This window comes from Mesorhizobium sp. M0894 (genome assembly GCF_040319725.1).
In the GTDB taxonomy this organism is placed as follows: domain Bacteria; phylum Pseudomonadota; class Alphaproteobacteria; order Rhizobiales; family Rhizobiaceae; genus Mesorhizobium.
In genome coordinates this window covers 148,030-170,194 of record NZ_JAMYOG010000009.1, presented here as the reverse complement: position 1 = coordinate 170,194, position 22,165 = coordinate 148,030, and the positions used below count along the sequence as shown (strand labels likewise).

The 22,165-nt window shown below is 63.9% G+C and carries 13 protein-coding genes; 5 read left to right on the top strand and 8 right to left on the bottom strand.

The window, feature by feature from the left end:
- The first annotated feature begins 234 nt into the window (after window positions 1-234).
- From NKH91_RS19195 to NKH91_RS19180, 4 genes are all read left to right on the top strand, one after another.
- Window positions 235-8,811, top strand: a complete 8,577-nt coding sequence (locus NKH91_RS19195) for a glycoside hydrolase family 94 protein (RefSeq protein ID WP_352884113.1) — start codon at window positions 235-237, stop codon at window positions 8,809-8,811.
- Between the two features lie 364 nt (window positions 8,812-9,175).
- Window positions 9,176-10,945, top strand: a complete 1,770-nt coding sequence (locus NKH91_RS19190) for a glucan ABC transporter ATP-binding protein/ permease (RefSeq protein WP_023717211.1) — start codon at window positions 9,176-9,178, stop codon at window positions 10,943-10,945.
- Between the two features lie 616 nt (window positions 10,946-11,561).
- Entirely contained in the window at window positions 11,562-12,224 is a 663-nt protein-coding gene (locus NKH91_RS19185) for a glutathione S-transferase family protein (RefSeq protein ID WP_352845170.1), read from the top strand.
- A gap of 263 nt (window positions 12,225-12,487) precedes the next feature.
- Window positions 12,488-13,252, top strand: coding sequence for a heme ABC transporter permease (locus NKH91_RS19180; RefSeq protein WP_352845169.1), 765 nt, complete (start codon window positions 12,488-12,490; stop codon window positions 13,250-13,252).
- A 242-nt stretch (window positions 13,253-13,494) separates the two neighbouring features.
- On the opposite strand, the gene NKH91_RS19175 is transcribed toward NKH91_RS19180, so the two are convergent.
- Window positions 13,495-14,553, bottom strand: a complete 1,059-nt coding sequence (locus tag NKH91_RS19175) for a D-TA family PLP-dependent enzyme (protein WP_352845215.1) — start codon at window positions 14,551-14,553, stop codon at window positions 13,495-13,497.
- 145 nt (window positions 14,554-14,698) lie between these two features.
- On the opposite strand from NKH91_RS19175, the gene NKH91_RS19170 reads away from it, so the two are divergent.
- Window positions 14,699-15,385, top strand: coding sequence for a D-lyxose/D-mannose family sugar isomerase (locus NKH91_RS19170; RefSeq protein WP_023674428.1), 687 nt, complete (start codon window positions 14,699-14,701; stop codon window positions 15,383-15,385).
- A 277-nt stretch (window positions 15,386-15,662) separates the two neighbouring features.
- On the opposite strand, the gene NKH91_RS19165 is transcribed toward NKH91_RS19170, so the two are convergent.
- The 7 genes from NKH91_RS19165 to NKH91_RS19135 all read right to left on the bottom strand — a co-directional run bounded on the left by NKH91_RS19165 (window position 15,663) and on the right by NKH91_RS19135 (window position 22,087).
- Window positions 15,663-15,908, bottom strand: coding sequence for a hypothetical protein (locus NKH91_RS19165; protein WP_352845168.1), 246 nt, complete (start codon window positions 15,906-15,908; stop codon window positions 15,663-15,665).
- Between the two features lie 228 nt (window positions 15,909-16,136).
- Window positions 16,137-17,003, bottom strand: a complete 867-nt coding sequence (locus NKH91_RS19160) for an RDD family protein (protein WP_352845166.1) — start codon at window positions 17,001-17,003, stop codon at window positions 16,137-16,139.
- Complete coding sequence (locus NKH91_RS19155) at window positions 16,990-18,021, bottom strand: stage II sporulation protein M (RefSeq protein ID WP_352789676.1); 1,032 nt, start codon at window positions 18,019-18,021, stop codon at window positions 16,990-16,992. Before NKH91_RS19155 ends, NKH91_RS19160 begins: the two co-directional genes overlap by 14 nt.
- Entirely contained in the window at window positions 18,018-19,325 is a 1,308-nt protein-coding gene (locus NKH91_RS19150; RefSeq protein WP_352845165.1) for a DUF58 domain-containing protein, read from the bottom strand. Before NKH91_RS19150 ends, NKH91_RS19155 begins: the two co-directional genes overlap by 4 nt.
- Window positions 19,322-20,278: an AAA family ATPase gene (locus tag NKH91_RS19145; protein ID WP_352845164.1), complete on the bottom strand. Its 957-nt coding sequence runs from the start codon at window positions 20,276-20,278 to the stop codon at window positions 19,322-19,324. The genes NKH91_RS19150 and NKH91_RS19145 overlap by 4 nt, the downstream gene beginning before the upstream one ends.
- Window positions 20,265-21,464, bottom strand: a complete 1,200-nt coding sequence (locus tag NKH91_RS19140; protein ID WP_352481257.1) for a DUF4350 domain-containing protein — start codon at window positions 21,462-21,464, stop codon at window positions 20,265-20,267. Before NKH91_RS19140 ends, NKH91_RS19145 begins: the two co-directional genes overlap by 14 nt.
- Window positions 21,461-22,087 carry a DUF4129 domain-containing protein gene (locus NKH91_RS19135; RefSeq protein ID WP_245278514.1) on the bottom strand — a complete coding sequence of 209 codons (627 nt, stop codon included), beginning with the start codon at window positions 22,085-22,087 and terminating at the stop codon, window positions 21,461-21,463. Before NKH91_RS19135 ends, NKH91_RS19140 begins: the two co-directional genes overlap by 4 nt.
- Window positions 22,088-22,165: the final 78 nt, after the last annotated feature.

The window sequence follows — 22,165 nt, the reverse complement described above, 5'->3', positions numbered from 1 at the left end:
AATATTGCGTAAGCTGGTCCCTGCATCACGAAAAAGCCTGAATCTTCCGCCGATCAGAAGCCGAAACGATGCTCGGAGGCGCTCGCCTGGAAGTTGTCGAAAGACGACACCTTGTCGTGGTGCGGAAACAAACATTCGGCCAAGTGTTGCGATGCAACCAATTGCATTTGGACCGGTTTTAGGGACATTGCCGTGGCGGTGACGCCGCACTGCGTCCCCAACACGGAACCTTAGATGAATATCCAGACCAATCTCGCACAGATCGAAAAGACGAGCGCCAGCTTCCCGGCTGTCACCGACGAGCCGATACGCTCCCATTTCCTGACGGAAGATCGGCTGCGCGCGTTGGGCGCAGCCCTTGCCAATGGCGATGCCAAGGATTTGTTCGGGCTGACGCCTTTCGATTTTCAGGCGCGCATCCGCGACAGCGCCAGGAAGATTCTCGATGTCTACCGTTCCACCAACGCTGCCCAGGCGAGGGGCGAAACGATCACGCCCGCGGCACAGTGGCTGCTCGACAACAACTACCTGGTCGAGGAGACCATTTTCCAGGTCAAGCGCGACCTGCCGCGCCGCTTCTATCGCCAGTTGCCGACGCTGAAACTGTCCGACGGATCCAGCGTGCCGCGCGCGTTGGCGGTCGCATGGACCTATGTCGCGCATTCCGACAGTTCCGTCTCGTCGGCCATGTTCAAGGCGATCGTCGAAGGCTTCCAGTCCGTCGAGCCGCTGAAGATCGGCGAACTATGGGCGCTGCCGTCGCTGCTGCGCTTTGTCCTGATCGAGAATCTTCGCCGGATCGCGGTGCGCGTCAATCGCACGCGGGAGTTGCGCCAGATCGCCAACGAGGTCGCCGACCGTGTGCTGGCGACGGACGACAGCGCCGACCGGCAGACGATACTTTCCGGCTACAGCGCCCATGCGCAGGACACCACCTTCGCAACCCAGTTGCTCTACCGGCTGCGCGACGGCTCGCAAAATGCCGGCAGGGCGCTGGAATGGCTGGAGGGCGAGCTGGAAAGGACGGGCTCCGACGCCGAGGAAATCATCCTCAGCGAGCACCGCACGCTGTCCAGCGGCAATGTGACCACCGGCAACATCATCCGCGGCCTGCGCCTCATCAATGACATCGACTGGACGGTGTGGTTCGAGGGCGTCAGCCGCATCGACACTTTGCTGCGCGAGCGCACCGATTTCGCGGCGCTCGATTTCTTTTCGCGCGACCAATACCGGACTGCGATCGAGGAGCTGGCACGCCGTTCCGATCTTTCCGAATTTCGCGTTGCCGAACGGGCGATTGAACTCGCCGGCCATGCTGCCGATGCGCCGGGCTCCGAAACCGGTCCGATCGCTCACACCGACGTCGGCTTCTTTCTGGTCGGTCCGCGCCGGATGGAACTGGAGCGGTCGATCGGCTACCGGCCTACCATCGGCAAGACGATCAACCGGACGTTCCGCAAGACCGGATGGCTGGGCATCGTCGTGCCGGTGTTTGCGCTGACGGTCCTGCTTCTGGTCGTCTCCGGCAATGCGCTCGCCAATCTCGGCCTGTCAGTGCCGTCGATCGTCCTGATGCTGGCCCTGTTCGCGGTGCCGGCCAGCGAAGGCGCGCTCGCATTCTTCAACACCGTCGTCTCGCTGTTTTTGAAGCCGACGCGTCTCATCGGCTATGATTTCAGGCATGGTGTACCGCCCGAGGCACGGACGCTGGTGGTGGTGCCGTCGCTGATCGGCTCGCGCGACGACGTCGAGGAGAACATCCGCAACATCGAAGTGCATCACCTCGCCAACACGGCGGGCGAGATCCATTTCGCGCTGCTTTCCGACTGGCCGGACTCGAAGACCGAGATCGATACGGCGGATGTCGAAATCCTCGAATTCGCCCGCGCCGAAATCGCCCGATTGAACGCCCGCTATCCCTCGGATGGCGCGCCGCGCTTTTATCTGCTGCATCGGCGCCGGCTCTACAACGCCTCGCAAGGCGTCTGGATGGGCTGGGAGCGCAAGCGCGGCAAGCTGCACGAATTGAACCTCTTGCTGCGCGGCGACAGCGACACCACCTTCCTGCCGTTGGAAGTGCCCTTGCCGGAGAGCGTCGTCCACGTCATGACGCTGGACGCCGACACCCGCACAACCCGCGACGCCGTCGCCGCGCTGGCCGGCAAGCTTTGCCACCCGCTCAACCGTCCGCATTTCGACGCGGCCCGGCGCGAAGTCACGGCAGGCTATTCTATCCTGCAGCCGCGCATCACCGCGTCGCTGACCAGTGGCGACGAGGCGTCGTTCTTCCAGCGTGTCTTTTCCGCCAATCGCGGGCTCGACCCGTACGTCTTTGCCGTGTCGGACCTCTACCAGGACATCTTCGGCGACGGTTCCTTCACCGGCAAGGGTCTCTACCATGTCGACGCCTTCGAGGCGGCGCTGAAGGGCCGCATCGAGGAAAACACCATCCTCAGCCACGATCTGCTCGAAGGCGCGCTGGCGCGATCGGCCTTGGTCACCGACGTCGAACTGGTCGAGGATTATCCGACCCGCTATTCGGTCGACGCATCGCGCCACCATCGCTGGGCACGCGGCGACTGGCAGCTTCTGGGCTTCATCCTCGGCCCGCGCTCAAACGTGCCGGCGCTGTCGCGTTGGAAGATGGTGGACAATCTGCGCCGCTCGGTGACGCCGATCTTCTGGGTGATGGCCGCGATCGCCGGCTGGACGCTGCTGCCATTCACGCAGGCGGCGCAATGGCAGGCGCTGCTGATCCTCACGCTGTTCATGGCGCCCACTTTCGACATCGTCAACGCCATCCTGCCGAAGAGCGGCGACCAGACGCCGCGCGGCCATTTCTCGGCATTGGCGCGCGACGTTGCCTTCGGTACCGCCTTGGTGGCGCTGAAGATCGTGCTGATGGCGCATCTTGCCTGGATGATGGGCGACGCGATCATCCGCACGCTCTACCGCCTGTTCGTCAGCCGCCAGAACCTGCTCGAATGGCGCACCGCCTCGCAGGCACACAAGGGCGGCGACAACGATCTCGGCTCCTATTACAGCATCATGTACGGTGCGGTGATCATCGGCGTCGTCGGCCTCGCTGTGCCGGTACTGGCCGATTCCACCGGCGCCTTCGTCGCCTTCTTCTTCGCCTTGTTCTGGATCGGCTCGCCCGCCATCGCCTGCTGGATCAGCCGTTCGGCCGAAACCGAGGACCGCCTGCGCATATCGGCCGCCGATATCCACGCGCTGCGCACGGTGGCGCGGCGTACATGGCACTATTTCGAGACCTTCGTGACGGCCGAGCATCACCATCTGCCGCCGGACAATTTCCAGGAAAGCCCGGCCCCCGTGGTGGCGCCCCGCACCTCGCCGACCAATATCGGCGTCTACCTGCTGTCCGTGATTTCGGCACGCGATTTCGGCTGGATCAGCCTCTCCGACGCCGTCAACCGCATCGACGCGACCATGTCGACCATCGAGAGCATGCCGCGCGATCGCGGCCATCTCTTCAACTGGTACGACACCACGACGTTGAAGCCGCTCTATCCGCTGTACATTTCTGCCGTCGACAGCGGCAATCTCGCCGGCCATCTGGTGGCCGTGGCCGCTGCCTGCGCCGAATGGGCGGAAGCGCCGTCGGTGCATGTGCAGGGCGACTTCGAAGGCATCCTCGACACCGTCACCATCCTCGACGAAAGCCTTGAGGAGTTGCCCGACGACCGCCGTCAATTGCGGCCCTTGCGCCAGCGGCTCGCCGACCGTCTCGACGGCATGCGGCGGGCGGTGGAATTGATCAAGGCGCAGCCGGAGATGGCGTCGATCCGCACTATCAACCTGGCCGTCCTGGCCGGCGAGATACGCAAGCTCGCGACAGCCATCCACACCGAGGCCGCATCGACCCAGAGCGACACCATCGCCGATTGGGCGGCCAGGCTCGAAGCCACCTGCGAGGCGCATGTCCACGACGCGCACAGCGACGAAAACGCCGTCGCGGCATTGCGGGCCAAGCTTCTGACCTTGCGCGAGCGCACGCGCCGTTTCGCCTTCGAGATGGATTTCTCGTTCCTGATGCGGCCCGAACGCAAGCTCTTGTCGATCGGTTACCGGGTCGAAGAGCATCAGCTCGACGAAAGCTGCTACGACCTTTTGGCCTCCGAAGCGCGGCTGACCAGCCTGTTCGCCATCGCCAAGGGCGATTTGCCGACCGAGCACTGGTTCCGGCTCGGCCGGCCGATCGTCGAGATCGGCTTCCAGGGCGCGCTGATGTCCTGGTCCGGCTCGATGTTCGAGTATCTGATGCCGCCGCTGGTGATGAAGGAGCCGCAAGGCAGCATTCTCAACCAGACCAGCAAGCTCATCATCAAGCGCCAGATCCAGTATGGCCGGTCGAAGAACGTTCCCTGGGGGATTTCGGAAGCGGCCTATAACGCCCGCGACCGCGAACTGACCTATCAGTACACCAATTTCGGCGTGCCCGGGCTCGGGCTGAAGCGCGGCCTTGGCCAAAACACGGTGATCGCGCCCTACGCGACCGTGCTGGCAGCGCAGTTCACGCCGCATGAATCCGTGCAGAACTTGGCCAGGCTGAGGCGGCTGGGCGCACTGGGCCGGCATGGCTTTTACGACGCGGTGGATTTCACGCCGCAACGCGTCCCCGAGGGTACCGACCACGCCGTCGTGCTGAACTACATGGCCCACCACTCGGGCATGTCGATCGCCGCCGTTGCCGATGCGATCTTCGAAGGGCGCCTGCGCGACCGCTTCCACAGCGATCCGGTGATCGAGTCGGCCGAATTGCTCTTGCAGGAAAGGGCGCCGCGCGACATCCCGACGGCGACCGTCAGGACCGAGGCCGACGAGCGCTCCAAGGACGAGACCGAGCTCGAGAGCCCGGATACACGCATCGTGCTCGATCCGCTCAGGGCGCTGCGCTCGACCAGTGTCATGTCCAACGGCCGCTACTCGGTCATGGCTACCGCCACTGGCTCGGGCTACAGCCGCTGGGGCGAACTTGCCGTCACGCGCTGGCAGCCGGATCCGACCGAGGACCGCCTTGGTTCCTACATTTTCCTGCGCGACGCCAGCAATGGCGACTGGTGGTCGGCCACCGCCGAGCCGAAGCGCGCCACCGACGAGCGTGTGCAGACGCTGTTTTCCGACGACAAGGCGAGCTTCGTCAAATCGATTGGGTCGCTGCGTTCGGAGGTCGAGTGCATCGTCATCTCGGAAGGCAATGGCGAGGGCCGGCGGGTAACGCTCTACAATGACGGCGCCGCCGACCGGCACATCGAAGTGACTTCGTATGCCGAACTGGTGCTGGGCTCCGAGCCCTCGGACAATGCGCATCCGGCCTTTTCGAAGATGTTCGTGGAAACCGAGATTGCACCGAACAACGGCGCGATTTTCGCCACCAGGCGCAAGCGCGAAAAGGACGAACCCGATGTCACCATGGTGCATTTCGTCACCGATCCGTCTGGATCGGCGCGTGATGCCGAGGCGGAAACCGACAGGCGCTCCTTCATCGGCCGCGGCCGCACCATCACGGACGCGGCTGCCTTTGATCCCGGCGCCAAGCTTGGCGGCCATTCCGGCTTCACCCTGGATCCGATCGCCTCGCTTCGCCGGCAGGTGCGCGTGCCGGCCAACAAGAAGATTTCGCTGACGTTCTGGACCGTCGTCGGCGCCGATCGCGCCGAATTGGATGCCGCTATCGCACGGCTCGACCATCCCGAAAGCTTCTCCCGCCAGGCGATGCTCGCCTGGACGCGCTCGCAGGTGCAAACCCGTCACCTCGGCCTCAGCCTGTCCGACGCCGCCAATGTGCAGAAGCTGGCGCGCTACCTGATATATCCCGATCCGTTCCTGCGCCTTCCCGGCGAATCCATCGCCTCCGGGCTCGGCAGGCAGTCCAGCCTGTGGCCGACCAGCATATCTGGCGATTTTCCGATTTTCCTGGTCAGGATCGCCGATGTCGCCGATCTGGAGATCGTCGCCCAGGCGCTTCGCTTCCAGGAATACATGCGCGCCCGCGGCATGATGATCGATTTTGTCGTCGTCAACGAGCAGGCTTCGTCATACGTGCAGGACTTGCAGCGCGCGGTCGAGACGCTGTGCGAAAACAGCCGGTTGCGCGGCAAGGAGCTCGGACCTCGCCAGCACATCTTCGCGGTGCGCCGCGACCTGATGGAGGAAACGACCTACAGGACCTTGCTCGCCGTCGCCCGGGTGGTGCTGCATACGCGTAACGGCACCATCTTCGACCAGATCGAGCGCGCCGAGGCCGCGGCACTGCAGGCGCGAGACGCCGCCCTCCAGCCGGCGGACCTTGCAGCGCTTCGCGAGCCGTCCTTGCCGGTGCCGACGGCGCAAGCGTTTGCCGCCCAGGCACTGATCGAGGCCCGCGTCGACGGCAGCGGGCTCGACCAATGGAACGGTTTCGGCGGCTTCGACGGCGGCGGACGCCACTACGTCGTGCGTCTTGCCGGCCGGCGCACGACGCCGCAACCGTGGATCAACGTCATCTCCAACCCATCGTTCGGTTTCCACATATCGGCTGAAGGCGCTGCCTTCACCTGGAGCCGCAACAGCCGCGACTATCAGTTGACGCCATGGTCGAATGATCCGGTCACCAACCGGCCGGGCGAGGCTATCTATATCTACGATCATGCCAGTGGCAAAGCGTTCTCGCCAATGGCTGCCGTGGTGCGTGACCCGACAATGACCTACGAAACCTGGCACGGGCAGGGTTTTTCGACGTTCCGTTCAAAGCGCGGGCCGCTGTCGATGGACCTGACCCATGTCGTCGATCCCGTCGATCCGGTGAAGATATCGCGGCTGCGCATCCAGAATTCGGGTTCGGCGCCGATGCGGCTACGCGTCTACGCCTATGCCGAATGGGTTCTTGGCGGCCATCGTTCGCGCACCGCGGCAAGCATCGTTCCGTCCCGGGATGCCGCGACCGGCGCTCTGCTGGCGCAAAATCCCTATGGGCTCGATTTTGGCGAACGGATCGCCTTTCTGGCCGCCGACGGTGCCGTGCATTCGGTCACCGCCGACCGCGGCGAGTTCATCGGCAGGCAAGGCACCAGCGAATTTCCGCATGCCGTGCTGAGCGGCGCCGGCCTGTCGGGCCGTGTCGAGGCCGGCGACGATCCCTGCGCGGCCATCGCACGCGACATCGACATCGCTGCCGGCGGCGACGTCACGCTGCTCTGGCTGCTCGGCGACGCGGCCTCGCCGAAGGAGGCCAGCGCGCTGGTGCAGACCCATCGCTCCAGGGACTTCGATCAGCGGCTGGCCGACAACGAGCGCACGTGGCGCGGCTTTCTCGACACCATCCAGGTCGAGACGCCGGACAAGGCACTCGATGCCATGGTCAATCACTGGCTGCCCTATCAAAGCCTGGCCTGCCGCATCCGTGCCCGCTCTGCGTTCTATCAGGCAAGCGGTGCCTTCGGCTTCCGCGATCAGCTGCAGGACACTTTGGCCTTGCTGGCGCATGACCCCAAGCTGGCGCGTGATCAGATCCTCAATGCGGCGCGGCGGCAATTTCCCGAAGGCGACGTGCAGCATTGGTGGCTGCCGCGCACAGAGGCAGGCGTTCGCACCATGATCTCGGACGACGTGGTCTGGCTGGCCCACGCCACGGCGCGCTACCTGCTGGTGACGGGCGATACCGCGATCCTGAAGGAGCAATTGCCCTTCATCGAGGGGCAGGCGCTGGGCGAAGGCGAGCACGATGCTTTCTTCATCCCGGAAATCTCGAAGAAGACAGCCTCGCTCTATGACCATTGCGCGCGGGCGCTCGATCTTGCCGTCAAGCGCAGCAGCCCAGCCGGGCTGCCGCTGATCCTCGGCGGCGACTGGAACGACGGCATGAACCGCGTCGGCGAGCACGGCAAGGGCGAGAGCGTGTGGCTGGGCTGGTTCCTGCTGAAGACGCTGGGCGACTTTGCTGCTGTCGCTAAGGCGGAGCGAGATGCCAAGCGCGCGCAGGCCTGGACAAAGCACGCCGAGGTGCTGAAGCGGGCGCTGGAAAGCACCGCCTGGGATGGCGAGTGGTATCGGCGCGGCAGCTTCGACGACGGCACGCCGCTCGGCTCGCGCAAATCGGACGAGTGCAAGATCGACTCGATCGCCCAGTCCTGGAGCGTGCTTTCGGGCGAGGGCGAGGGCGACCCGGCGCGGTCGACGACGGCAATGGGACAGGCGCTGAAAACGCTCGTCGACGACGAGCTCAAGATCGTCAAGCTGTTCACCCCGCCATTCTCGAGGACGGAGAAGGACCCGGGCTACATCAAGAGTTATCCGCCGGGGGTCCGTGAAAACGGCGGCCAATACACGCACGCGGCGACATGGTTCGTCATTGCGCTCGCCGAGATGGGGCGCACCGACGATGCCTACCGTTGCCTTTCGATGCTCAATCCGGTCAACCATGCGCTCGATGAAGCCGCGGCAGAGCGCTACCGGGTGGAACCTTACGTCGTCGCGGCCGATGTTTATTCCGGGCAGGACAAGGGCGGCCGCGGCGGCTGGACCTGGTATACCGGGTCGGCGGGCTGGCTTTATCGCGCGGCGGTCGAGAGCATTCTCGGCATCGAGCGTCGCGGACAGCGCATTCAATTCACGCCGAGACTTCCCAGCCATTGGGACGGTTATTCGGCGACCCTGAAGATGCTGGGCGCCGAGATCAAGGTACGCGTCGTCCGCGACAAAAAGGCCCGGGCCATCTCACTTGAAGTGAATGGCACGAAGACCAAATCTTCGTCCTTCGAGCCAAAAGCCGGAGACAATGCCGAGGTGATCGTCAGAATACCGGCCTAGATTCAAGGGCTTGGAGCGTCCCTTGCGCTTCCCCAGGGAACGCACGGGCGCTCCAAGTGCCTCTACCGGTTATATTTGCGTTTGACCTTGCTGAATGCCTGCACACGACTTTAGACGTCGTGCCCGGGGTCTTGCTGATTAAAATTGTGGCAGTGCTTTCCAGCTGCCATGATTTTGCCGCAACGCTGACATTTCACCTTTTATCTCAAACTGTTAGACGATCACGGCAAATTTCGAAGCGTCGTCATCTTTTGTTCGCGGAATGGGAACGGAAGAGGTAGACGAGCATTGTTTTGCGACGCGTCAACCGATACGAGTCAAAAAATGACGCACTGCACCATAAATAATTGGCGGAGTAGCTGAAGTGTCACTTCTGCAAATCTACTGGCGAGCCCTTGGTTATCTCGCTGCCGACAGGAAACGCGTTGCGTTTATCTGCGGGGCGAATGTCGCGCTTGCCATTATCGCCATTCTCGAGCCGATCATGTTCGGCCGGGTGATCGATGCCATTTCGGACCGCGGCTCGGTATTTTCGACGCTGGCAATGTGGGCCGGCCTCGGCGCGTTCAACATCATCGCCTTCGTGCTGGTGGCGCGCGGCGCCGACCGCTTTGCCCACCAGCGGCGCAGCGAGGTTCTTTGCCAGTCGTTCGAGCGCGTGATCACCATGCCGCTAGCCTGGCATCATCAGCGCGGCACCTCCAATTCCCTGCACACGCTCCTGCGCGCGGTCGAGACCCTGTTCAGCCTCTGGCTCGAATTCATGCGGCAGCATCTGTCGACCGCGGTCGCGCTGGTTTTGCTGGTGCCGACGGCGCTCAGCATGGATATCCGCATGTCGATGGTGCTGCTGGCGCTTGGCGCACTCTATGTCGGCATCGGACGGCTGGTGATGCGGCGCACCAAGGAAGGCCAGGCGGCCGTAGAGCGGCATTACCACAAGGTGTTTGCGCATGTGACCGACTCGGTCAGCAACGTCGCCGTCCTGCAGAGCTACAACCGCATCGGCCACGAGACCGAGGCGCTCAAGCGCTACGTCAAGAACCTGCTCGACGCGCAGAACCCGGTGCTCGACTGGTGGGCGATGGCCAACGCGCTGCACCGGCTGTCGTCGACGATTTCGATGATGGTGGTGCTCTTGATTGGCGCCTATCTGGTGACGCACGGCCAGTTGCGCATCGGCGACGTCATCGCCTTTACCGGCTTTGCCACGCTGCTGATTGCCCGGCTCGACCAGATGTCGGCTTTCGCCAACCAGATTTCCGAGGCACGCGCCAAGCTCGAGGAATTCTATCATCTCGAGGACTCCGCTTCCGATGCCGCCGAGCCCGACGGGCTGCGCGACCTCGTCAACGTCACGGGTCATGTGCGTTTCGAGAATGTCTGCTTCGAGTTCGGCAATTCCGGGCAGGGCGTCGACGACGCGTCGTTCGAGGTCCAGGCCGGCCAGACCGTCGCCATCGTCGGCCCGACGGGCGCCGGCAAGACGACGCTCATCAACCTCCTGCAGCGCGTCTTCACGCCGTCCGGCGGCCGTATCCTGATCGATGGCATCGACACCCGCACGGTGACCCGCAAGTCGCTGCGCCATTCGATCGCCACCGTGTTCCAGGATGCCGGCCTGCTCAACCGCTCGATCGAGGACAACATCCGCGTCGGCCGTGCGGAGGCGACCTATGACGAGGTCCATGCCGCTGCCAACGCCGCCGCCGCGCAGGATTTCATCCTGTCGAAGAGCGAAGGCTACGACACGGTCGTCGGCGAACGCGGCGGACAGCTGTCCGGTGGCGAGCGCCAGCGCATCGCGATTGCCCGCGCCGTGCTGAAGGACGCGCCCATCCTGGTTCTCGACGAGGCGACCAGCGCGCTCGACGTCGAGACGGAAGACCGCGTCAAGGACGCCATCGACGAATTGCGGCGCGGCCGCACCACCTTCATCATCGCCCACCGCCTGACCACCGTTCGCGATGCCGATCTGGTCGTGTTCATGGACAAGGGCCGGGTGGTCGAGATGGGCGGGTTCACCGAACTGTCGCTGCGCAACGGCCGCTTCGCCAGCCTGCTGCGTGCCGGCGGCCTGCTCAACGACGAGGAGGTTCGCCGCCTCAGCCATCCGGTGAACGAAGCCGCCTGAGTGGCACGGGCCTCCTTCTCCCGTTGTTGTGGGAGAAGGTGTCACCGTAGGCGACGGATGAGGTGCGCTCCAGCTTGGCGCACACCTTCATCCAAAATCCAGACTGCGGCGCACCGAGTAGCGCCTCACTCCGTCCAACACCCCTCATCCGGCTCGGCGCTACGCGCCGATCCACCTTCTCCCCAGGGGAGAAGGGGAGACCGCGTCACCGCCACGGCTGCAAGCTCTCATCGCGGACATAGGCGAATTGTGTCGCAGACGGCGTCCAGATCCCGCATCTCCAGCTTGGCGCAAAATCTTCATCCAAAAATGGAGATGTAAGCGCACTGCAGATCAGGATGTGAACCCGTAAATCGGGATTGACCGGAAGGGCCTCGGTCTGCGTTCAGGGCGCAAGCTCGCAAAAGCGGACAATGTAACAAGGCAGCCCCTACGCGCGGCCTCGCGGAGTTGGCCATCGCGCAGCCTCGCCGAATTGGCCATCGCGCTATCACGACCTCTGATCGGGAGCGGCGCCCAGCAATGAAATAGTTCAAGACCGATGTCGATTCGGGGAGGCTCATTCGTCTCACGATAGGAAGCCGAAGAAATTCGCCCAAGCAAAGAAACGGATGCGATGACAATCACTATTACAGCATTTGAACGATCGCCCGATGGCGGCAAGGGACTGGCGCGCGATACGCGCGTTCGCTGGGCGCTCGAAGAAGTGGGTCAGCCTTATGAGGTTCGTCTTGTTTCCTTCGCAGGGATGAAGGCGCCTGACCATCTGGCAATCCATCCTTTCGGCCAGATCCCCACCTATGAGGAAGGTTCTCTCTCGCTGTTCGAGACCGGCTCGATCGTCTTTCATCTTGCCGAGCAGCATGCGGGCCTGCTGCCGAAGGGTCGCGATGCCCGCGCACGCGCAATCACGTGGATGTTTGCCGCACTTAACACCGTCGAGCCGCCGATCCTGGAATTAACGACGGCAAGAATATTCGAAGGTGACAAGCCTTGGAGCGAGGAGCGCTTGCCGTTGGTGAAGGACCGTGTTCGCGCTCGGCTGGACAAACTCTCGGCTCACTTAGGCGTCGCCGACTGGCTCGATGATGCGTTCAGCGCGGGCGATCTATTGATGGTATCGGTGCTGCTGCGACTAAGAATGTCAGGCATTTTGGACGAATATCAAAACGTGGCTGCCTATGTTGCGCGCGGGGAAGCACGGCCCGCCTATATCCGGGCTTTCGCCTCGCAATTTGCGATCAACGCCCCATCAACCAACAGCCCACAGCAGCTTTGAAGTCTGCCGCCGAGCGTTTGACCAATCCTCGACGCTTCCAGCTTGACCGCTTTTGGCGTCAACTTCGGCGCGATCAAACACCCCGATCGGGTTGTTTACCGACTGGCGGCTTTCATATTGCGATGAGTACTGATTCAGGCTCGACATGAGCCGTCATCCGACTCGGAGCCACGCGCCGATCCACCTTCTCCCACAAAGGGAAGAAGGAGAGACCGCCGGCGCCGTGGTTGCCGCAACTCCGCCGGCGGTCTATGTAAAGCCGCATGAGCGACACGACTTCACGCCTCTCCGGCTGGATGGACCTTGCCAACCCGACGCGGTTCGTCGGGCTGGTCGACAAGGTAGTGCCGTGGTTGGCGAGCGTGGCCGCCATCATCCTCACTGTCGGTCTCTATATGAGCTTCACGGCGCCTGAGGATTTCCAGCAAGGCATCACCGTGCGCATCATGTATATCCACGTGCCTTTCGCCTGGCTTGCCATGATGTGCTACACGCTGATGGCGATCTCGGCGTTGGGCACGCTGGTCTGGCGCCATCCGCTGGCCGACGTGGCGCTGAAATCGGCGGCGCCCATCGGTGCCGTCTTCACCGCCCTTGCGCTGATCACCGGTTCAATCTGGGGCAAGCCGATGTGGGGCACCTGGTGGGTGTGGGACGCGCGGCTGACCTCGGTCTTCATCCTGTTCCTGATGTATCTCGGCATCATCGCGCTGACCCGCGCGCTCGACGATGCCGGGCGCGCCGCCTGGGCCGCGGCCATCATAACGCTGGTAGGCTTCATCAACATCCCGATCATCAAATTCTCGGTCGACTGGTGGAACACGCTGCATCAGCCGGCTTCGGTGTTCCGGCTCGGCGGCCCGACCATCGATCCAAGCCTGTTGTGGCCGTTGCTGGTGATGGCGCTCGGCTTCACAGTGCTGTTCTTCGCGCTGCACCTAACGGCGATGCGCACCGAGATCTGGCGCCGCCGCGTCATTTCGATGCGCCGGGTCGCGGCAAGGCAAGCTGAACGGCAACCCGGCTGATCTTATCCGTCGAGTTTCTTCCCACCCCCCTCTGTCCTGCCGGACATCTCCCCCGCAAGGGGGGAGATCGGATGTTGCTTCTGCTTTCGCCAATTACCAACGTATCAAAGTGGGTGCGGGCGGCGGAGCTGCCAATCTCCCCCCTTGCGGGGGAGATGTCCGGCAGGACAGAGGGGGGTGCTGTCCCTCCGGCGTCCGGAAAATTCTATACATTAAAGCCTCCGCACGCGCTCCGGCCTGGTTCATCCCATCCGTCCTCGCGCCTTGACCGGCAAAGTCTCGATCACCTTGTCGCCTTCGATCAGATGCACCTCGTCGAACAGATTGGTGACGACGCAGCAATGGTCGGGCACGACGCGCACGCGCTCGCCGATGCCAAGCTCGGCGCCGCCCGAAAGCGTGACATTGCCGTGCTCTTCGCTGAGGCTGGTCACCCTTGCGCCTGAAATGCCCAGCAGCTCGCCGAAATCGGCGAGCCCCAGCGTGTCGCTGGACAGCGCCTTGCTGCCGGCGTCGAGGATGGCGCGTGTCGGCGTTGGACGGCTGACCACCGTCGACAGCACCGTCAGCGCGCAATCGTCGAGGCTGCCGACGCCTTTGGCGACTTGGTAGCGGTCGAGATAGATGTAGGTGCCAGGCCGGTATTCGGTAACGACGGAATGCTCGCCCGAGCGCCACATGTCGGGCGTGCCGCCGCTGGAGATACGCTCGCAGGCAAGGCCGGATGCGGCAAGTGCTTGCTGCGCATCGGCGAGCCACGCCTCGGTCTCTGCGGCGCGGCCCGCCCCCGGATAGGTCATCAAGCCGCCGAAGACGAGCCCCCGGACCTTGTCGATCTCTTTGGCCAGCGCGACTGCCTCGCCGGCCGACTGCACACCGCAGCGGCCCATGCCGGTGTCGCATTCGACCAGCACCGGCAGGCAGTGGCCGGGATCGGTAAAGGTGGCGGCAAGTCCCATCAGCGTGTCCATGCTGTCCGTTGTCACCGACAGGGTTACGCGGCCGTGCAGCGCCTTGAGGCGTTCCAGCTTGGCCCGCCCGAGGATATTGTAGGGCAGAAAGATGTCGGTCAGGCCGGCGTCGGCCATGATTTCGGCCTCGCCGATCTTCTGGCAGGTGATGCCGACGGCGCCGGCCGCGATCTGCTTTTTTGCCCAGTAGGGCAGTTTGTGGGTCTTGATGTGCGGCCGGAGTTTCAGCCCGTGCCGGTCGGCATGGGCCTGCGCCCGCGCGATGTTGGCTTCGGCGCGGCCGGCATCGATCAGGATCGCCGGCGTATCGAGGTCGTCTATGCTGCGCATGGTCTCACCATCGGAAAATTGGTTGACCTTATGGCCCTGATCGGACCGCATGTCATGGGGCCAGCGACAGCAGTTTGCATCGACACCGAATTGACGTTCGGCTATTGCGTTAGCGCTCGCAAAGCGACGGGAAGGAACCACGATCATGAAACGCTCCGCCATCAACGACATCATCCGCGACGCCGACGCCTTCATCCGCTCGTTCGGCTACATCATGCCGCCCTTCGCCTACTGGAGCCCCGAAGAGATGAAGGCGCGCCGGCAGGATTCGTCGGCGATCTTCTCCTCCCGGCTCGGCTGGGACATCACCGATTATGGCCAGGAGAAGTTCGACGAGCTCGGCCTGTTCCTGTTCACCGTCCGCAACGGCCGCTACGAGGACATGAAGAAGGGCATGGGCATGCTCTATGCCGAGAAGATCATGATCTCGCGCAAGGACCAGCTGTCGCCGATGCACCGCCACAACATCAAGGCCGAGGACATCATCAACCGTGGTGGCGGCAAGCTGGTGCTAGAGCTGTTCATGCATGATCGCGATGGCGGCATCGATCCGAAGGCCGAAGTATCGGTGCCTGTCGACGGAACCATCCACAGGCTGCCTGCGGGTGGGCTGCTGAAGCTCGACCCAGGCCAGAGCGTGACGCTGCTGCCGGGCGTCTGGCACGCCTTCTGGGCGGAAGGCAAGGACGTGCTGATCGGCGAGGTTTCGACGGTCAACGACGATCTCACCGACAATGTCTTTCGCGAACCAATCGGCCGCTTCGCAGACATCGACGAGGACACAGCACCGCTGCACCTGTTGGTGTCCGACTACGAGAAGTGGGTGGGATAGGGCAGGGTGGCGAGGAACACTTACGCTCGAGAGTGAAGGTCCCCGGCAATCAGCCGCTTCTGTCGCAAGTCGACCCGAGTCGTTGTGCACAGCTGATCCAGCGGCATTTTGACGTGGGCCTCGTCAAGCGGGATTAGCGCGTAGTAATTGCCTTCGCCGGGCTGTGGGATTGGCGCCGGGGCCGACTTGTCATCGTCAGGATCGACTCGTGAGGCGGCAATGATGACGCCTCGGGAATCGTATACCGCGTGAAGCACTGTTGGCATGTCTTGGCTCCTCAGGGAGAACTTATCGCCGCGAATCTTATTTGCATATCGTCTGATACGTTCGTCTGTATCACCTCGGTCTGGCCTGTCTCATCGATGTAGGTATACAGGCTTTCCCAGCGCAAAGTGGCCGTGCGAAGGACGACCGCCGCACGTACCGAGTACCCCCAGTAGGCATCGCCTGTTCCGAGTTTCCAAAACCACACCATTTGGCTGCCAGCTCGTTGGAAAGTGGATTGAGTGACGAAAGTGGTCAAGGAAGTCTCCTTGCAGCTTGATTTCCGTAGAACCTGGAACTCTCGAGGAGTTTTCTTGCAACATCCGCTTGCGACCTCCAGAGGATAGGGAACACGAGCACCCTCGGACGGATAGGCATTTCAACCCCGCGAGACTGAATTTGCGGGAGAAGATGGCACCGGTCAAGCGTCAATCTTCGGTGGCAATGGGCTGCTGCGCACGCTTTTCGTGCATTTCCACTCCTGAGTCTAACGCTGATGCTTGTCGGCCCTGCGGTTGCCCAGCAGCAGCTTGCGTTCGAGATGCGCCCGCAGCTCTCCGTAATACGCCGTCAGGAACGCGCGTGCGTCATGGGCTTGTGGTGCTGCGCCGATCTTGCGTCCGATCGTTTCGGCCACCGTCCGCAACGCGAAATAGTCGTCGCGGCGCAGCACTTCCTCCAGCTTGTGGAGTTCGGCAATTCCGTAGGCGTCGAGCTGGGCGTGGCTGAATCGGAACGCGCCAGTGCCGGCATCCTGCCGGGCCGACAGATCTTCCAGCAAGGCGCGCTTCGGTGCCTCGACCACCCAGGTCCCCGCCAACAGGTCGCCGATCCGCATGCGGTCTCGATTGAAGAGCGGAAACAAGGCAAACAGCAGCGTCCACACCAGTCCGAACACCGTCGTCAGCGTGTCGGCAAGGTCGGTGCCGCTGCGTCCGACGATGATCGACAGCGGCAGGAACACTTCGATCTCGCGCATCAGGTTGCGGGCGATGACCTGGTCGATCGACAGGCCGTCTCCGCTGCGCGATGCGACCCGGATGCCGACGATCCGCTTGCCGGGCGTAGCCGCGCGCCGGCCCGCTTCGAAGACGATGAAGTAGGCGTTGCGCAGAAAGAAGATCAGGATGATCCAGACGACGAAGAGCGGCTGAAACCCCTCGCTGCCAAGGCCTCCCACCCCGAACAGTGCGACGATCGTGATCACGATTGCAGCCACCGCGATGAACACGAAGTCGAGGAGGAAGGCGGCAGCCCGCGTGCCGGCGTCGGCCAGCTTTATCCGAAGATCGACGCTCTCGGGCGTGATCAGCGGCCGTATAGCCGCAAAGGCGGCGCGTCTACCGATCGCCATGCCGCACCATCCGGAACAGGTAGAAGTAACCGATCCACAGCGCCAGCATGCCACCGCCAATGGCGTAGCGCGTGACGTCGCTGGTGATGGTCTGCCTGCCAATGCCCTCGAGCAGCCCGGCAAACAGCAGCATGACCGAGACCCCGACCATAGCATTCGCCGCGATGCGTCCGGCACGAGCCGCTGCCGCCATGCGTGTCAATTCGCCGGGAAAAGCGATGCTGGTGCCGATGCGCATGCCGGCCGCGCCGGCCAAAGCGATTGCGAACAATTCGGTGGTGCCGTGGATGGCCAGCCAGCCGCCGAGCTCCATGCCGAGCCCCTTGGACCAATAGACTTGGAACAACGCGCCGATCATGCAGCCGTTGAACAGCATCAGCAGTACCGTCGGCACGGCGAAGGCAAAGCCGAGGGCGAAGGCCAGGATCGCGACCTGGACGTTGTGCGTGAACAGATAGGCGGCAAAGCCTGAGAGAAAGCCATTGTCGCCATCATAAAGCATGCTGCGCAGCAGTTCGGCCGAAGCATCTGGACCGCGGCCCCCTGCCAGGCTGGACGGGATGATCGCGTCGAACCAGCTCTTGTCGGATGCCACCAGCCAGGCGCCTGCACCAATGCCGATCACCATCAGCGCGACCGAAACCAATGTCTCGCGCCACAGGTCGCGAATGGCTTCGGGCCAGTCGTGCAGGAAGAAATCGGCGAGGCGCTGCCGCAGCCCGCGGCGTGCGCCATAGAGATAGAAATAACCGCGCAGCGACAGCGCTTCGAGATAGGCGACCAGCGCGTTGTCGAGCGAGGTCGCCCGCGCCACCGAAAGGGAAGACAGCGCCGATCGATAGAGTAGGGGCAGCGACAGCAGCTCCTCTTCGGAAAGCGTGCGCGGCGCACGCTTCTCGACACGCGCGAGAAGCGCCTCGAATGCTTTCCAGTCGGCCTCGCGCTCGCGGCGGAAGCTGGCCAGCGACTGGCGTACCGCGTCGCCACGTACCGCACTGCCGGGTACTGGCGCCGTCACAACAGATCCTCCTGCTTGAACTGCAGATAACGCTCGACCAGCGCGGGACCCAGCCGATTGTGGTTGGCTTCGATGACATGCGCCCCGAGCAGCCGCAGCCGGCCGATGACGACCTGCCTTTCGCGCAAGAGCCCGCCGGCAACGACCGCGCGGGCAACGTCCTCGCCGGAGCGTGGCGGCATGTCGGCCAGGCCCTCCAGTTCGGTGTCCTTCATCAGCATGAACAGCACGAGATGCCGTTCGGTGAGCCGGCCCACGGTGCGCAGCATCAATTCGGCACTGATCGGGTCGACGAAATCGGTGAAGATGATGACCAGCGAACGGCGGTCGAGCCGCGCCGCCAGCGTCGTCAGCGCCAAGGTGAAGTTTGTCTCCTCGCTGGAATAGTCGATCTCGGCGGCCCGTTTCTGGATCATCGCAAAGCTGGCGGGGCCGCGTACCGCGCCGCTCGAAACGCGCGGCCTTGCATCGAAGCCGAACAGGCTGACCATGTCGCCGCCCTTCAGCGCGATGAATGCCGACAGCAGGGCGGCCGTCACCGCCCGGTCCACCTTCGGCACCCCGTCGACCGGTTCGCACATCAGGCGTCCGCTGTCGATGGCCAGCACGATGTTGTTGTTTTCCTCGATGCGGAACTCGCGCGCCAACAGCTTGCCGTGGCGGGCGCTGCGCTTCCAGTCGATCATCCGCCGGCCCATGCCCGGCTGGTAGTCCTTGAGCGCGTCGAACTCGCGGCCTTGACCGGCGCGGCGCTGCGCATGGCCTTCGGCAAGCGCCGCATGTTGCAGCAGCGTGATCGCCTCGCCGCGGGCGCTGCTGACGTCGGGCAGCACCGCAACCTTGCTTTCCACCGGCAGCACGACCTGGTTCCAGACCAGCCCGAACGGCCCGCGCCAGCGCACCCAAAGACGGTCGAAGCTGGCGATCCCACGCCGCAGCGCCTGGAAGCGAAGGTCGAGCGACCCGCCTCCGGGGGTTGGCAGCAATGTCCCACCGCTGTCGCTCACCGGCGCCAGACGCGCATCGTGGCCGACGCGAGCCTCCGCGGCGCGCGGCCCCGAGTGACGGGCGGCGATTTGCACGCTGAACTCGCCGCCGACACCGACCTGCTGCGGCGCATCGATGCTGGCATTCAGCGATGCCCGCCCGCGTCCGGCCGCGGCATCCACCGCCAGGAAGGCAAGCAGCAGGCAGCTCCACAGCAATCCCAGATACCAGAACGACGGCAGTGCCAGCGCGACCAGGAAGGCCGGCACCGCGCCGGCCGCTGCTGCCCACACTGCTCGGCCGCTGGGATAGATCAACGTGGTGCTTCCGTCTGGTCGACCAGGTCGGAGACGATCTGCTCGACCAGGCGGCCGTCGATCTGGGCGGCAGGCGAAAGGATGACGCGATGGCGCAGCGCCGGCACTGCCAGCGCCTTGACGTCGTCGGGGATCACATAGGCGCGTCCGTCCAGCGCCGCCCGGGCACGCGCCGCCCGCGCCAGCATGGCGCCCGCGCGTGGACTGGCCCCCACTTCCAGATCGGCATTTTCGCGCGTAGCCCGAACCAGCGCCGCGATGTAGCCGATGACATCGTCGACGAGGGTGACGGAGCCGACGGTTGCAAGTGCCTCCTGCAGCGTCTCGCGGTCCGTCTGCGCCTCGATGCCATATTGCGCGATGTCGTGCGAGGCGGAGCCGCCGCCGTGATGGACGATGATGGCTCGTTCTTCCTCGGGGCCGGGATAGCTGACGCGGTGCTTGAACAGGAAGCGGTCGAGCTGCGCCTCGGGCAGGGGGTAGACGCCCTGGTGCTCGATCGGATTCTGGGTCGCGACGACCATGAAGTTGCGGCCGAGCGAATGCGTGGTGCCGTCGAACGTGACCGCATGTTCCTGCATCGCCTCGAGCAGTGCGGCTTGCGTCTTGGGTGGCGTGCGGTTGATTTCGTCGGCAAGCAGGAGATCGCAGAAGATCGGGCCGCGCGTCAGCGTGAACTGCCCGGTCTGGAAGTTGTAGATGTTCGACCCGACGATGTCGCCGGGCATCAGGTCCGGTGTGAACTGGATCCGCCCGTAGGCGACCCCAAGCGCTTGGGCGAAGCAGCGCGCGGTCATTGTCTTGGCCGTGCCGGGAGGGCCTTCGAGCAGGACATGCCCGCCTGCAAACAAGGCGGTCAGCATCAGGTCGACCGTATCGTGCTGCCCGGTAATCGCCTTGGCCACTTCTTCCCTGATCCGTGTCGCCAGGGCCTTCACATCATCGACGTTCACCGAGCCTCCTTGCTGTCCAGTCGTGCAGCCGCTCAGCTGCCTGTTGCATCTGCGCCAAGTTCTTGGCCTCGCCGGCGGCTTGCGAGCGCATCGTGAAGCCGCCAGCTTGCTCCTTATCGCGAGAGTCGAGCCAGTGGTCGAGCGCTGTGCCTTGCAACCCTTGCGGTGCCCCGAGCAGCGCGCCGGCGCGCACCCGCATCAAGGCCGCATAGCGGCTTCCCAGCTCGTCCAGCCGGCCGGCACGCCGCATGAGCATCGCCGTCGTATCGACCAGCGCACGCTTGCCGAAAGCAATTGCACGCTGGTCGGCACGCGGCGGGCCGAATCGGCCGAGGCCATGCAGGAACGCCAGCGCCGCAGCGACCAGGATCGTCAGTGTCAGCGCCAGGAAGGGCGGCTCGACCAGAAGCTTGGCCAGATCATACTTCCGCCCCGCGCCGTGCAGCGTCAGATCGAACATCACCGGCCCGTCGTCCGGCTGGAGCAAGGCGATCAGCCCGAGCGCGGCTGCCGCCTTGTCGGGATCCTTGAGGGCGGCGTTGTTGATCAGGTCGGGGTCGGTCAGGATATAGAACGGCTTGTTCTCCACTTGCGTCAGGACGGCCTGGCCTTTGCCGGCTGCAATGACCGGGTGTTCGTCCGCTACCCACTGCAATTCGTCCGGGGTGTTGACGAGCTGGCCCTCGATGTCGAGTTGCTTTGGCGTACTCTGGCCAGCACCGATCTTTGCATCGGCGATCCGGCCAAGCCATTCGTTCACCACCGAACCGGGCAATCGCCCGAATTTCATATTCCAGCCTTCGTGCTCCTGCAGCGGCAGGATCTGCCACTTGGGCAGCACGAAGAGCGTGTTCTGGTCCTGACGAAGGTTGAGGATGTGGTCGAGAGCCTCCGGATCGCTGTCGGGCGAGATGGTGACGATCAGCAGCATGTCGGTGCCGAGATCGTCCTCGGTCCGCGCCATGAAGGGCGGTTCGCCGGTCAGCTTCAGCCATTCCGCCAGACCGGCGTAGCCGACGCCGCTTTTCGACAACGGCGTGGCGCCGCCATTGCCGGGTTGCCGGAAATCGGGAGCATAGGTGGACAGCAGGAAGAAACCGGCTGCCGCAAGCAGGCTGGCGAAAATCCCCCAAAACAGTGTCTTTCGATTGAACGGCTCCTGCGCCTCGACCGCCGGTGCGCTCACGTCCAGGCATCCCGGAAGGCGAAACGTTCATAGGCGCCGCGTGCTTGCCGCCAGCCTTCCGCGCCGACCGGCCGGCGCGCGAACAGCGCCGTCTCGACAATGCGGGCGATCTCGGTAAACGCATGGCGTGCCCTTCCCGGCAGGGAAGGAGCATTGGCGATGTCGCGCGCGGTGAGCGACGGGCGCAGGAAGTCCGGCAGCCGGCTGGCAATATCGGCGACGCTGCGCCGAAGCAGCAAGTGAACCGCCTCGTCATAGTCGCCGCGTGCGGCCAGCGCATCCGCTTCCGACAGCAGGATCTGCGCGGCGCCCGCGTCGGGACGCCAGGTCTCTTCGGCCTCGGCCTCGGGCCGCGCGCGCTGCCACGGCAGGTGCCAGGCGATGCCTTTCACCTCGAAGAAGACCAAAAGCAGGATGATTGCGGCGCCCGATATCACCGCCCCCCAGAACAGATAGATCATGTAGGGACCGAGCGATGACAAAAGATCGAGCAGCGGCTTCAGCCAGTCGGGCGGCTGGGGCGGCACATAGGCCGGCAGGTCGAACTGGATCGACTCATCGGCGATCAGCTGCTTGTGCAGATTGGTCAGCCATTCGGCTTCCGCTGTGCCTGGCTGTGCCACCGTCACCCGCTCCCCTGCAACCTGCAGTTCCCAGCCGACACTGACAATGCAGCACAAGAATTGCAAGTGGGCTGGACG

Bases quoted from the DNA above. Each gene is read 5' to 3' on its own strand.
- NKH91_RS19170 (WP_023674428.1), top strand. From the start codon at position 14,699: ATGAAACGCTCCGCCATCAACGACATCATCCGCGACGCCGACGCCTTC.
- NKH91_RS19195 (WP_352884113.1), top strand. From the start codon at position 235: ATGAATATCCAGACCAATCTCGCACAGATCGAAAAGACGAGCGCCAGC.
- NKH91_RS19180 (WP_352845169.1), top strand. From the start codon at position 12,488: ATGAGCGACACGACTTCACGCCTCTCCGGCTGGATGGACCTTGCCAAC.
- NKH91_RS19160 (WP_352845166.1), bottom strand. From the start codon at position 17,003: ATGGCGATCGGTAGACGCGCCGCCTTTGCGGCTATACGGCCGCTGATC.
- NKH91_RS19175 (WP_352845215.1), bottom strand. From the start codon at position 14,553: ATGCGCAGCATAGACGACCTCGATACGCCGGCGATCCTGATCGATGCC.
- NKH91_RS19185 (WP_352845170.1), top strand. From the start codon at position 11,562: ATGACAATCACTATTACAGCATTTGAACGATCGCCCGATGGCGGCAAG.